We start from the raw sequence: 13176 nt of genomic DNA on the forward strand, positions 1-13176 counted from the left end.
CAGGTCATGTATATGGAGAGGAACATTTGGGCTGTCTCTAGATTGAGACTTTTATCTCTTTATTGAGACATAATCCCCAGCGCCGCCATTTTCTTGTACAAGGTCGACCGCCCCAATCCCAATGCCTGGGCAGCCTCCGGCACCTTGCCGGCAGCGCGCGCCAGGGCATTTTCGATCAGCTTGCGCTCGAACTGCTCGCAAGCCTCGCGATAGCCCAATTGCACGGGGTCGGCCGCCAGCGGGCTGAGCGGCCCCAGCGCGGCTTGCAGGTCCGCTGCGGTCAGCCGCGGCTGGTCGGCCAGCAAGGTCGCCCGCTCCAGTACGTTGCGCAGCTCGCGGATGTTCCCGGGCCAGGCGTGGCGCGTGAGCAGGGCTTGGGCGTCGGCTTCCAGCTCGTACTGCGCGCCCAGTTCCTCGAGGATCGCCTCGCTCAGGGCCGGCAGGTCATCCAGGCGCTCACGCAGGGGCGGCACATGGATCGGCAGGACATTGAGCCGGTAGTACAGGTCCGCCCGGAAGCGCCCCTGGGCCATGGCCGATTCCAGGTCGATGGAGGTGGCGGCGATGACGCGCACGTCGCTGCGCAGCATCTGGTTGGAACCCACCGGCTCGTATTCCTTCTCCTGCAGGACGCGCAGCAGCTTGCTCTGCAGCGCCAGGGGCATGTCGCCGATCTCGTCGAGGAACAGCGTGCCGCCTTCGGCCAGTTGCAGCTTGCCGGCACGGCCCTTGCGCTCGGCACCGGTGAAGGCGCCTGGGGCCGTGCCGAAGAACTCGGCTTCGAGCAGGGTTTCGGGAATGGCCGCGCTGTTGATACTGACAAAAGCCTTGTGCGCCCGTGGCGAAGCAGCATGGATGGCATGGGCCAACAGCTCCTTGCCGGTGCCTGTCTCACCGAGCAGCAGCACTGGCGAATCGCTGGCCGCGCCACGGCGGGCGCGGCGCTTGGCTTCGAGGCTTGCGGCACTGCTGCCGACGAACTGGGCGAAGCTGTACTTGGCTTGGCGCGCACGCAACTGCGAACGGGTCGAGGCCAGCTCCTGCTGCATGCTCGAATAGCGCTTGAGCAAGGGCGACAGGCTGCGCAGCTCATCGAACAGGGCAAAACCAATGGCGCCGATCAGTTCGCCGCGGGCGTCATGGATCGGTAGGCGCATGACCACCAAGGGCTCGTTCGGCGTATCGAGCATGTCCAGCAGGATCGGCCGGCCGTTGCTCACCACCTCGCGCATCAAGCTGCCGGGGATCACCGCTTCGCAGGGCTGGCCGATGGCGCTGGCAGCATCGCTCAGGCCGAAGCGCCGGGCATAGCGCTCGTTCATCCAGACGATGCGCGCCTGACGGTCGACGATCACCGTGCCTTCGCTGGATTGTTCGATGATCTCGAACAGCGAACGGATCGCCAGTTGCCGTACCTGCGGGTAATCCTTGAGGCTGTCGCTATCGTGCATGGGGTTGCGCCTGTGGCCGGACAAGGCTGGGATTATGCCCGGATCAGGCACGCGGATCGAAGGCCTCGCGCAGGGCATCGCCGATGAACACCAGCAGCGAGAGGATCAGGGCCAGGGCGAAGAAGGCGGTGAAGCCCAGCCAGGGCGCTTCCAGGTGTTGCTTGCCTTGGGTCACCAGCTCGCCCAGCGAGGCACTGCCGGCCGGCATGCCGAAGCCGAGGAAGTCCAGGGCGGTGAGGGTGGTGATGGCGCCGGTGAGCATGAACGGCACGTAGGTCAGGGTGGCGTTCATCGCATTGGGCAGGATGTGCCGCAGGATCACCTGGCTGTCCGGCAGCCCGAGGGCACGCGCCGCCTTGACGTATTCCAGGTTGCGCCCGCGCAGGAACTCGGCGCGCACCACATCCACCAGCGTCAGCCAGGAGAACAGCGCCATGATCCCCAGCAGCCACCAGAAGTTCGGCTCGACGAAGCCGCTGAGGATGATCAGCAGGTAGAGCACCGGCAAGCCCGACCAGACCTCCAGCAGGCGCTGGCCGAGCAGGTCGACCCAGCCTCCGTGGTAGCCCTGCAGAGCACCAGCGGTGACGCCGATCAGGACGCTGATGACGGTCAGGGCAAAGGCGAACAGCAGCGATACCCGCGTGCCGTAAAGCACCCGCGCCAGCACGTCGCGGCCTTGGTCGTCGGTGCCCAGCCAGTTGCTCGCCGAGGGCGGGCTGGGCGTCGGCACCTGCAGGTCGTAGTTGGGCGTGTCGGCGCTGAACGGGATTGGTGCGAACAGCATCCAGCCACCTTGGTCGGCAATCAGCTGGCGTACGTACTGGCTGCGGTAGTCCGGCTGGAATGGCAGTTGGCCGCCGAACTCCTGCTCGGTGTAGCGCTTGAGCGCCGGCACGTAGAGCTCGCCCTTGTAGCCGAGCAGCAGCGGTTTGTCGTTGGCCACCAGCTCGGCCCCCAGGCTCAGCAGCAACAGCACGGCGAACAGCCACAGCGAGACCCAACCGAGGCGGTTGCGGCGAAAGCGTTGCAGGCGGCGACGGGACAGGGGCGAGAGCATCATTGTGCCCTCGTGTCGAAGTCGATGCGCGGATCGAGCAGGGTGTAGCAAAGGTCGCCGAGCAGGCGGATCAGCAAGCCAGCCAGGGTGAAGATGAACAGGGTGCCGAACACCACCGGGTAGTCCCGCGACACCGCGGCCTCGTAGCTCATGCGTCCCAGGCCGTCGAGGGAGAAAATCACCTCGATCAGCAGGGAGCCTGCGAAGAACACCGTGATCAGGGCCTGGGGTACGCCCGCCACCACCAGCAGCATGGCGTTGCGCAGCACATGGCCGTAGAGCACGCGGCGTTCGCTCAGGCCCTTGGCCCGGGCCGTGACCACGTACTGGCGGGCGATCTCGTCGAGGAAGGCGTTCTTGGTCAGCAAGGTCAGGGTGGCGAAGCCGCCGATCACCAGGGCGCTGACCGGCAGCACCAAGTGCCAGAAGTAGTCCGCCACCTTGCCCAGCAAGCTGAGCTGGTCGAAGTTATCGGAAACCAGGCCGCGCACCGGGAACCAGTTCAGCGAAGTGCCGCCGGCGAACAGCACGATCAGTAGCAGTGCGAAGAGGAACGAGGGCAGGGCGTAGCCGATCACGATCAGCGCACTGCTCCAGGCGTCGAAATGGCTGCCGTGGCGCACCGCCTTGCGGATCCCCAGAGGGATGGACACCAGGTAGGTGATCAAGGTGGCCCAGAAGCCAAGGGACAGGGTCACCGGCAATTTATCGAGGATCAGGTCAGTGACTTTGGCGCCGCGGAAGAAGCTGTTGCCGAAGTCCAGGCGCGCATACTGGCCAAGCATCAACCACAGGCGTTCGGGGGCGGACTTGTCGAAGCCGTACTGGCGCTTGATCTCCTCGATGAGCTTGGGGTCCAGGCCCCGGCTGGCCCGCGAGTCGCCATGTTGTATCTCGACCCGCGCCCCAGGTGCGCCTGAGGCGATGCCTTGCAGGCGGGCCATGGCCTGTTCGACCGGCCCGCCGGGGGCGGCCTGGACGATGGCGAAGTTGACCAGCAGGATCGCCAGCAGGGTCGGGATGATCAGCAGCAGACGGCGGAGGATGTAGGCGGTCATGGCTTACGCTCCAGACGCTCGGCCATCTGGGTGTTGGTCAGCGCCTTCGGGCTGATTTCCCACCAGGTGTCCAGGCCTTCGTCATAGGCGGCCTGGACCTCGGGTATGCCGAAGCGATTCCACCAGACCGTGGAACTGCCGGGCGGGTAGTAGTTGGGAATCCAGTAGTAGTTCCATTGCAGCACCCGGTCCAGGGCATGGGCATGGCGTTGCATGTCGGCCTGGCTTTCGGCGCGCACCAGGCCATCGAGCAGTTTGTCGACGGCCGGGTCCTGCAGCACCATCAGGTTGTTCGAGCCGGGGTCCTTGGCTGCGGCCGAGCCGAAGTAGTTGTACAGCTCGGTACCGGGCGAAAGCGTCACCGGATAACCGGTGACGATCATGTCGTAGTCGCGGTCCATGAGCCGATTGATGTACTGCGCTGAGTCGACATTGCGGATCTGCAGGGTGATGCCGATCTGTGCCAGGTTGCGCTTCCAGGGCAACACCAGGCGCTCCAGGCCGGCCTGGCCATTGAGGAAGGTGAAGGTCAACGGCTCGCCCTGGGCGTTGACCAACTGGTCGCCCTCAGGGCGCCAACCGGCGGCCTGGAGCAAGGCCAGGGCCTGCAATTGCTGGGCGCGGATGATGCCAGAGCCGTCGCTGACCGGGGCCATGAACACCTGGTCGAAGACTTCGTCCGGCACTTGACCGCGCAACGGCTCCAGCAGCTTCAGCTCGTCGGCATCGGGCAGTTCGCGGGCGGCCAGGGGCGTGTTGGAGAAGAAACTCTGCTGGCGGATGTACATATTGCGCATCATCTGCCGGTTGCTCCACTCGAAGTCCCACAGCAGCGCCAGGGCCTGGCGTACACGCCGGTCCTTGAACACCGGGCGCTCCAGGTTGAACACGAAGCCCTGGGCGTTCTGCGGCTTTTGGCTGCCCAGGTGGGCGCGTTGCAGGCGGCCATCGTCCAGGGCGGCACCGTTGTAGCCGAGGGTGTAGGCGGTGGCGGAGAACTCGCGGTTGTAGTCGTAGCCGCCACCGCGCAGCACCTGGCGGGCCACCTCGGTATCGCCGAAGTACTCGACACGGATACGCTCGAAGTTGAAACGGCCACGGTTGACTGGCAGGTCCCGGGCCCACCACTGCGGGTCGCGTTCGAAGGTGATGCTGCGGCCATTGTCGATGCGGCCGATGCGGTAGGGGCCGCTGCCTACCGGTTTGCTGAAGCCGGCGCCGCTGGCGAAATCACGCTCGTGCCAATCGTGCTCGGGCAGCACCGGCAGGCTGGCCAGATCCAGCGCCAGGGTGCGGCTGTGCGGTTGCTTGAAATCGAACCGTACCCGGTGTGGCCCCTCGACCACCACCCCAGCGACATCGGCGAACTGGGTACGGTAGGTGAGGCTGCCTTGGCGCATCAGCAGTTCGAAGGTGAAGCGCACGTCCTCGGCGCGCACGGGCTTGCCGTCGGCGAAGCGGGCGCGGGGGTCGAGCTCGAAACGCAGCCAGGCATCGCCGGGGCCGCGCTCCATGCGCCGGGCGATCAGCCCATAGACGGTATAGGGTTCGTCGAAGGATCGAACCGCCAGCGGCGCATAGAGCCAACCATTGACCTCGCTGACGCCGGTGCCTTTGTCGATGTAGGGCAACACATGGTCGAACTGGCCGATCTCGATGGCCGAGCGGCGCAGGCTGCCGCCCTTGGGGGCGTCCGGGTTGACGTAGTCGAAGTGGCGGAAGTCGGCGGGATAGCGCGGAGCTTCGCCGTAGACGGTGAGAGCGTGAGTGGAAGCGGCGTGTGCGCTGAAGGTCAGGCACAGCAATGCAAGGCAACGCAGAGCCAGCAGGAGCGGGCTTGCCCTCGAACTGGCCTGACCAGGCAGCGAGGAGGTGCCTGCAGACGCCTTCGCGGGCGAGCCCGCTCCCACAGCTGCCGTGCAGGGGCGGGCGAACAAAGGCTGGCTCAGTCCTGGCGGCTGGTCACTTCCAGCAGGTGGTAGCCGAACTGGGTCTTGACCGGGCCTTGGACCACGTTCAGCGGGGCGCTGAAGACCACGGTGTCGAATTCCTTGACCATCTGGCCTGGGCCGAACGAGCCCAGGTCACCGCCCTGGCGGCTGGATGGGCAGGTGGAGTTGGCCTTGGCGACTTCAGCGAAATCGGCACCGGCCTCGATCTGGGCCTTGAGTTCGTTGCACTTGTCTTCGGTGGCAACCAGGATGTGGCGGGCAGTGGCGCGTGCCATGGGAAGTACTCCTTGGGAAAAGGCCAAGCCTAGCGCAAATGCGCAGGCGGTGTCTCGTGTAACGGCCACCCTCCGCCAGACGAGGGTTTTGTTGGCCGCCACCACAAGTCCGGAGCCTGTATGCTTTCGTGATCCCACAGCATGAAGACGCCGCCACATGTCTCACAAACAGCTTCTGCGCCGCCTGGACCTGGTGTCCCTGCAGCTCTTTGTCGCCATTCATGAGGAAGGCACGCTGACCCGTGCGGCATTGCGTGAAATGATCGCGGCGTCGGCGGCCAGCAAGCGCATGAACGACCTGGAGCAAGCCCTTGGCATTGCTGTGTTCGCGCGCAATGCCAAGGGCATGGCGCTGACCCCGGCGGGGGAGACCTTGCTCCACTACGCCAAGCGCATTCTGGCGGAGGTCGAGAAGGTTGGCGTCGACGTCGGCGAGCACCTGCAGGGGGTACGCGGTTACGTGCGGATGCTGGCCAACCTGTCGGCGATCATCGAGTTCCTACCCGAGGACCTGCATGCCTTCAGCAACAGCCACCAGCAGGTCAAGGTGGATCTGGAGGAGCGTCCCAGCGGTGGCGTGGTCCAGGGCATCCTCGACGGCGAGGCCGATATCGGTCTGTGTTCGGCCGATGCCGACATCAAGGGATTGTTCAGCGTGCCTTATCGCCAGGACCGCTTGGTGGTGGCGATGCGGGCCGAACACCCGCTGGCCAGCCATGCGCAGGTGGCGTTCGCCGATACCCTGGATTACGACCATATCGGCCTGCATGCCGCCAGCTCGATCAACATGCGTGCGCACACCGCTGCGCGCAGTGGCGGCAAGGTCATGCGTACGCGTATCCATGTTCCCGGTTTCGATGCCGTGTGCCGCATGGTGCAGGCCAACATGGGCATTGGCCTGCTGCCACACAAAGCTTTCGAGCTGTTCGGCAGGTCCCTGGGGCTGACCGCCGTGGCGCTGGTGGATGAGTGGGCCGCGCGCAGCTTGCTGATCGTCGTTCGTGACCAGGCATCGCTGTCGCCCAGCAGCCGGATGCTGTTCGAGCACCTGCAAGGCCCGGCGGGCTGACGTCCGGCCAGGCGTTCGCGTTTCGCGAACGGTGCTTGCCATCTTACGGTTGGAAATCGCATCGGCCTGTCCTCTAGGCTTGGACCAAATTCCAAGAAACAAAACCAGAGGTAATCACGATGACGGCGCTGAGCGGCCTGAGAGTCATTGAGATCGGTACCCTGATCGCGGCGCCCTTCGCCGCGCGGCTGATGGCCGAGTTCGGTGCCGAAGTGATCAAGATCGAATCGATGGGCCAGGGTGACCCACTTCGCAAATGGCGAAAGTTGCACGAGGGCACTTCGCTGTGGTGGTACCTGCAGTCGCGTAACAAGAAGTCCCTGGCACTGAACCTGAAATCCGCCGAAGGCGTTGCCATCGTCAAGCAACTGGCCGAGAGCGCAGATGTCTTGATCGAGAACTTGCGCCCGGGCGCTCTGGAGAAGCTGGGGTTGGGCTGGGACGTGCTGCATGCGCTGAACCCCAAGCTGACCCTGGTGCGCATCTCCGGCTACGGCCAGACCGGCCCGTACCGCGACCGTCCGGGCTTTGGCGCGATCGGCGAGGCCATGGGCGGCATCCGCTACACCACCGGCACCCCTGGCATCCCGCCGGCTCGCGTGGGCGTCAGCCTGGGCGATTCGCTGGCCTCGATGCACGCGGTGATCGGCGCGCTGATGTCGGTGCTGCGGGTCAAGACGGGACAGGGCGAGGGGCAGGTGGTCGATGTGTCCCTGGTAGAGAGCGTGTTCAACGTCATGGAAAGCCTGGTGCCGGAGTACGCCATGCTCGGCCACGTCCGCGAGCGTACCGGCGGCGCGCTGCCAGGCATTGCACCGTCCAACACCTACCCGACGGCGGACGGTGCCTACGTGGTCATTGCCGGTAACAGCGACCCCATCTTCAAGCGCCTGATGCAGGTGATCGGCCGCCCTGACCTCGCCGAGCGGCCGGACTTCGCCCAGAACGACGGGCGTGCCGCGCAGAGCGAACTGTTGGACGATGCGATCACCCAGTGGACCTCCAGCCAGCCCATCGACAGCGTGCTGCAGGCGCTGGAGCAGGCCGAAGTGCCGGCGGGGCGCATCTACTCGGTGGCCGATATCGTCGCCGATCCGCACTACCAAGCACGCGACATGCTGCTCGACGCGCAACTGCCGGGTGGGGCCGTGACCAAAATGCCGGGCATCGTGCCCAAGCTTTCCGCCACCCCTGGCCAGGTCAACTGGCAAGGGCCGGCGCTGGGCCAGCACACCGACGGTCTGCTGCACGACCTGGGCTGGACCGGGGCGGATATCCAGCGCCTGAAAACTGAAGGAGTGGTGCAATGATCACCGACTTTTCCGAGCGCCTGATCGTCCAGGAGGTTTCGCCCCGTGATGGTCTGCAGATCGAGCCGGTGTGGGTCGAGACCGCCGACAAGATCGAGTTGATCGACCAGTTGTCCCTGGCCGGCTTCTCGCGTATCGAGGCGGGTTCCTTCGTTTCGCCCAAGGCCATTCCCGCCTTGCGGGATGGCGAGCAGGTGTTCACCGGCATCCGGCGCCAGCCGGGTGTCATCTACGTGGCCTTGGTGCCCAACCTCAAAGGCGCGCAGCGCGCCCTGGGCGCAGGCGCGGACGAGCTGAACCTGGTGATGTCGGCCAGCCAGACCCACAACCAGGCCAACATGCGCATGAGCTGCGAACAGTCCCTGGCGGCTTTTACCGACATCGTGGCTTTGGCGCGTGGCACATCGCTCAGCCTCAACGCCTCCATTGCCACCACGTTCGGCTGCCCCTTCGAAGGTGTGGTCAGCGAGGATCGGGTGCTGCAGATCGTCGAGGCCTACCTGGAACTGGGCGTGGACGGCATCACCCTGGCCGACACGACGGGGATGGCCAACCCCCGCCAGGTCCACCGCCTGGTGCAGCGTGTGCTGGAGCAGCTGCCGGCGACGGCGCTGACGCTGCACTTCCACAATACCCGTGGCCTGGGCTTGTGCAACGTGCTGGCGGCATACGAGGCCGGCGCCAGGCGTTTCGATGCGTCGCTCGGGGGGCTGGGTGGCTGTCCTTTCGCGCCGGGGGCTTCCGGCAACATCTGCACCGAGGACCTGGTCAACCTGTGCGATGAAATGGGCATCGAGACCGGGATCGACCTGCCGCTGTTGCTCCGCCTGTCCCGGCGCCTGCCTGCGTTGCTGGGCCACGAAATGCCTGGCCAGGTGGCCAAGGCGGGGCGCAACTGCGACCTGCACCCGGTGCCGTAGCACCTAGTGGCCTGTGCCCGGAACCCGGGCACGATCACGGCAACCCGGGTTGCCGTCCAGATAACAAAAACAATCGGGTTCCCCGTGGGGGAGGCCCGTCTGGAGAACATACATGAGCCTGTCTGCTACTCACCTCGGCAGTACCTTCGACGAGGTCACCCAGGAAAAAGCATTGATCCGCAAGGTGGCCTGGCGGCTGATGCCGCTGATCATGGTCTGCTACCTGTTCGCCTTTTTCGATCGTATCAACATCAGCTTCGCCAAGTTCCAGCTGCAGGCTGACCTGAGCCTGAGCGACACCGCCTATGGGCTGGGCGCCGGCCTGTTCGTGGTCGGTTACGTCCTCTTCGAAGTGCCGAGCAACATGATGCTGTACAAAGTCGGAGCACGTCGCTGGATCGCCCGGATCATGATGTCCTGGGGCCTGGCGACGGCGCTGATGGTGTTCGTCACGGCCGAATGGCAGTTCTACGTGCTGCGCTTTCTGATCGGGGCGATGGAAGCGGGCTTCGCACCTGGCGTCCTCTACTACCTGACGCTGTGGTTTCCGCAGAACTACCGTGGGCGCATCACCTCGACCCTGTTCCTGGCGTCAGCCTTCGCCGGCCTGATCGGCGCGCCGGTCTCCGGGTTGGTGCTGGGCCACCTGGACGGCGTGATGGGCATGCGCGGCTGGCACTGGTTGTTCCTACTGGGCGGCGTGCCCTGTGTCGCGCTGGGGCTGGCGGTACTGTTCGTGCTCAAGGACCGGGTTCAGGATGCGCCTTGGCTCAGCGCCGATGAAAAGACCTACCTCGCCAGCCGCATCGCCGGCCATGAGCCGAACAAGCATGGTTCGCTGCTCAGCGCCTTGAGGTTGCCCGGGTTCATGATGCTGGGATTGATCTACTTCCTCATTCAGGTGGCGTCCTATGGCCTGAACTTCTGGGCGCCACAGCTGATACGCAGCGCTGGCACCGAAAGCCCGGTGATCATTGGCCTGCTGACTTCGGTGCCATACATCTGTGGGGCCATCAGCATGGTGGTGATCGGCCGTTTGTCCGATGCCAGTGGCGAGCGCCGCAAGTACGTCAGCGGCCTGGTGGTGGCCGGCGCCATCGGCTTCTTCTGCGCCGGGATCTTCGCCGAGCACACCACCTTCCTGATCGTAGCGCTGGCGCTGCTTGGAGCGGGCATCATCGCCTCTATCCCGGCATTCTGGGCGTTGCCGCCGAAGTTGCTGGCCGGTGCCGGGGCGGGGGCTGCCGGTGGGATTGCCCTGATCAACACCATGGGGCAATTCGGCGGCATCATCAGCCCGGTGATGGTCGGCCAGATCAAGGACCTGACCGGTAGCACCACCCCTGCGCTCTATGTGATCGGCGTGTCCAGCTTGTTGGCTGCGGCGTTGTTGTACTGGGGCCTGCCTGAGCGCCTGCGGACCAAGGACCAGCCTGGCCGTTGAGGCTCTAAGGACCTATGGGGGCCCGACGGCAGTCGTCGGGCGCCCGCAGAGCCGCCGATATTTGAGTAAGCAGCTGTTTTCAAATCATTTTTTTGCGACTGGGGCTTCACAGACGCAAGAATGGCTGATAAATTGTCGCGCATTCTTGCACAGGGCCTCCCAGAGGCGTGTAGCAGCGAGGCAATCTCCGCCACACTGCAAGATCACCCGCAACACTACAGGGGCGTCGCCAAGCGGTAAGGCAGCAGGTTTTGATCCTGCCATGCGTTGGTTCGAATCCAGCCGCCCCTGCCATTTCTCATCTTAGCCAGTGTCCTCAAGGTTCCGCGTCGCATCGCGGTGTATGCCTTGGTTTTTCCAGTGTCCTCAAGATCCTGCGCTGCCCGCGCGGTGCAGCGCTGTGCATGTCGAGAGTTTTGTGGTGCCCTCAAGACCCCGCGCCGCCCGAGCGTCGCATCGCGACATAAGGTCGACAAATGCGCCGCACAGGCGGCGCTCTATCTCAGGGCCAAGGCAAGCCCCGTTGCGCCATTCAGTGCGGCGCCCGGGGAATGGTCTTGAGCAGGTCTTCGGGGCTGATGTGCCCCACCACGCTGCCAGGTTGCGGCAGGTCGAGGATGTGGCCTTTCATCTTGCCGATCACATGCATCTCGCAAGGCTTGCAGTCGAACTTCAGTGTCAGCACCTCGTCGCCATGCACCAGTTGCATCGGCGCCACTTTGGTGCGCACGCCCGTGACGCCCTTGGCCTGCTTGGGGCAGAGGTTGAAGGAGAAGCGCAGGCAGTGCTTGGTGATCATCACCGGCACTTCGCCGGTTTCCTCGTGGGCCTCGAAGGCCGCGTCGATCAGCTTGACCCCGTGGCGGTGGTAGAAGTCGCGGGCCTTCTGGTTGTAGACGTTGGCCAAGAACGACAGGTGCGACTCCGGGTACACCGGCGCAGGGTCGGTCTCGGCCTTGCGGCTGCCGCGTGGGTGGGCCGCGACACGCGCGGCGGTCAAGGCCTCGATGACTTCACGGCGCAAGGCCTTGAGCTGCGAGTTGGGGATGAAGTACGCCTGCGGCGCATCCAGTTCGATGGCGGTGGCGTGGTACTGGGTGGTGCCCAGCTGGCCGAGCAGGTCGTGCAGTTGCTCCAGCGCTTGTTGTGGCTTGTTGGCCAGGCCGAACGGGCCGTCCAAGGCAACTCTGGCGCTGACTCCTTCTTCGCTGGTGGCGGTCAGCTCCAGGCGGTCCTCACGCAGGCGGGCGGTCCAGGCCAGGCCGACACGGCGCTCGGCGGAGGTCTTGAGCAGGGCCTGCTGCCAGTTGTGGTCCAGGTTGCGGCTCAGCGGGTGGTTGGGGCGCAGGCGGTGCAGGCCGTCCGGCATCTCGTTGGGCTCGACGCGATAGCGGTAGCGCTTGGCGCCGTCTTCCTCGAACTCGCCCTTAGGCTCGGCGATGTTGGCGCGGAACCCGACCACCTCGCGTTTGACCAGCACATTGAGGCCGTCGCCGTTGGACAGCGGCTCATGGGTCACCACCATGAGGTCGCGCTTGCCGGCCTTTTCGACCACACCCACCGGCAGGCCGGTGAAGGTCGGTGAGTCGAAGGCACCGATGTCGATCTTGCGCTCGCTGACGAAGTAGTCGGTGCTGCCGCGGTGGAAGGTCTTGTCTGGATCGGGCACGAAGAAGTGCGCGGTGCGGCCGCTGGAAGCGCGGGACAGGTCGGGACGGTCTTCGAGGATCTCGTCCAGGCGCTGGCGGTAGTAGGCGGTGATGTTCTTCACGTAGCCCATGTCCTTGTAGCGCCCCTCGATCTTGAACGAGCGCACGCCGGCATCGACCAAGGCGCGCAGGTTGGCGCTCTGGTTGTTGTCCTTCATCGACAGCAGGTGCTTTTCGTAGGCGACCACACGGCCCTGGTCATCCTTGAGGGTATAGGGCAAGCGGCAGGCCTGGGAGCAGTCGCCACGGTTGGCGCTGCGGCCGGTCTGGGCGTGGGAGATGTTGCACTGGCCGGAGAAGGCCACGCACAGCGCGCCATGGATGAAGAACTCGATCGCCGCGTCGGTCTCGTCGGCGATGGCGCGGATTTCCTTGAGGTTCAGCTCGCGGGCCAGCACCAGTTGGGAGAAGCCAGCCTGGTCGAGGAACTTGGCCCGCGCCAGGGTGCGGATGTCGGTCTGGGTGCTGGCGTGCAGTTCGATCGGCGGGATGTCCAGCTCCATGACCCCCAGGTCCTGGACGATCAGCGCGTCGACACCGGCGTCGTACAACTGGTGGATCAGCGCGCGCGCCGGTTCCAGCTCGTTGTCGTGGAGGATGGTGTTGATGGTGGTGAACACCCGTGCGTGGTAGCGCCGGGCGAATTCCACCAACTGGGCGATATCGCTGACGTCGTTGCAGGCGTTGTGGCGCGCGCCGAAGCTCGGGCCACCGATGTACACGGCGTCGGCGCCGTGCAGGATAGCCTCGCGGGCGATGTTCACGTCGCGCGCAGGGCTGAGCAATTCCAGGTGATGTTTGGGCAGGGACATATTCTTTTGGTCAGGCTGGTCACGGTCAAGGCGCGCATTGTAGCCGTGAAACGCCTGGGGGGCATCCGTATGCTGCCCGGTGGCGGCCGCTGCCCGAGCAGGGCCGCCGCCTGCAA

10 protein-coding genes and 1 tRNA gene are annotated in these 13176 nt (G+C 65.0%); 5 read left to right on the forward strand and 6 right to left on the reverse strand.

Translation table 11 applies throughout. The annotated features are described in order from the left end of the window. Positions 1-59: 59 nt before the first annotated feature. Genes ACYU03_RS12230 through ACYU03_RS12250 form a run of 5 tightly spaced genes read right to left on the reverse strand, consistent with a single transcriptional unit; the run spans position 60 to position 5796 of the window. The gene (locus tag ACYU03_RS12230; protein ID WP_461891065.1) at positions 60-1451 is read right to left on the reverse strand and encodes a sigma-54 interaction domain-containing protein; all 1392 of its coding nucleotides are present in this window, start codon (positions 1449-1451) and stop codon (positions 60-62) included. A 43-nt stretch (positions 1452-1494) separates the two neighbouring features. Then, positions 1495-2511 (reverse strand): ABC transporter permease, encoded by a 1017-nt coding sequence (locus ACYU03_RS12235; protein WP_461891451.1) that lies wholly within the window; start codon positions 2509-2511, stop codon positions 1495-1497. Next, complete coding sequence (locus ACYU03_RS12240; protein WP_461891067.1) at positions 2511-3569, reverse strand: microcin C ABC transporter permease YejB; 1059 nt, start codon at positions 3567-3569, stop codon at positions 2511-2513. The genes ACYU03_RS12235 and ACYU03_RS12240 overlap by 1 nt, the downstream gene beginning before the upstream one ends. Beyond that, positions 3566-5479, reverse strand: a complete 1914-nt coding sequence (locus ACYU03_RS12245; RefSeq protein WP_461891452.1) for an extracellular solute-binding protein — start codon at positions 5477-5479, stop codon at positions 3566-3568. The genes ACYU03_RS12240 and ACYU03_RS12245 overlap by 4 nt, the downstream gene beginning before the upstream one ends. A 35-nt stretch (positions 5480-5514) precedes the next feature. Beyond that, a complete protein-coding gene (locus tag ACYU03_RS12250) occupies positions 5515-5796 on the reverse strand; it encodes a peptidylprolyl isomerase (RefSeq protein WP_260271822.1) in 282 nt (93 codons plus the stop codon). Positions 5797-5953: 157 nt separating this feature from the next. Between ACYU03_RS12250 and ACYU03_RS12255 the strand changes: the two genes are divergently transcribed. From ACYU03_RS12255 to ACYU03_RS12275, 5 genes are all read left to right on the forward strand, one after another. Continuing rightward, on the forward strand, positions 5954-6865 hold the full coding sequence (locus tag ACYU03_RS12255; RefSeq protein ID WP_461891069.1) for a LysR family transcriptional regulator: 912 nt from the start codon (positions 5954-5956) through the stop codon (positions 6863-6865). Positions 6866-6984: 119 nt separating this feature from the next. Then, positions 6985-8175, forward strand: a complete 1191-nt coding sequence (locus ACYU03_RS12260; RefSeq protein ID WP_461891071.1) for a CaiB/BaiF CoA transferase family protein — start codon at positions 6985-6987, stop codon at positions 8173-8175. Further along, positions 8172-9095 carry a hydroxymethylglutaryl-CoA lyase gene (locus ACYU03_RS12265; protein ID WP_461891073.1) on the forward strand — a complete coding sequence of 308 codons (924 nt, stop codon included), beginning with the start codon at positions 8172-8174 and terminating at the stop codon, positions 9093-9095. The genes ACYU03_RS12260 and ACYU03_RS12265 overlap by 4 nt, the downstream gene beginning before the upstream one ends. A gap of 112 nt (positions 9096-9207) precedes the next feature. Beyond that, entirely contained in the window at positions 9208-10539 is a 1332-nt protein-coding gene (locus ACYU03_RS12270) for an MFS transporter (protein WP_461891075.1), read from the forward strand. Positions 10540-10758: 219 nt separating this feature from the next. Then, positions 10759-10833, forward strand: a tRNA-Gln gene (locus ACYU03_RS12275). A gap of 238 nt (positions 10834-11071) precedes the next feature. Here the strand turns inward: ACYU03_RS12275 and ACYU03_RS12280 are convergent. Then, a complete protein-coding gene (locus ACYU03_RS12280; protein WP_461891077.1) occupies positions 11072-13060 on the reverse strand; it encodes a peptidase U32 family protein in 1989 nt (662 codons plus the stop codon). Positions 13061-13176: the final 116 nt, after the last annotated feature.

This window comes from Pseudomonas sp. X10 (assembly GCF_054889225.1).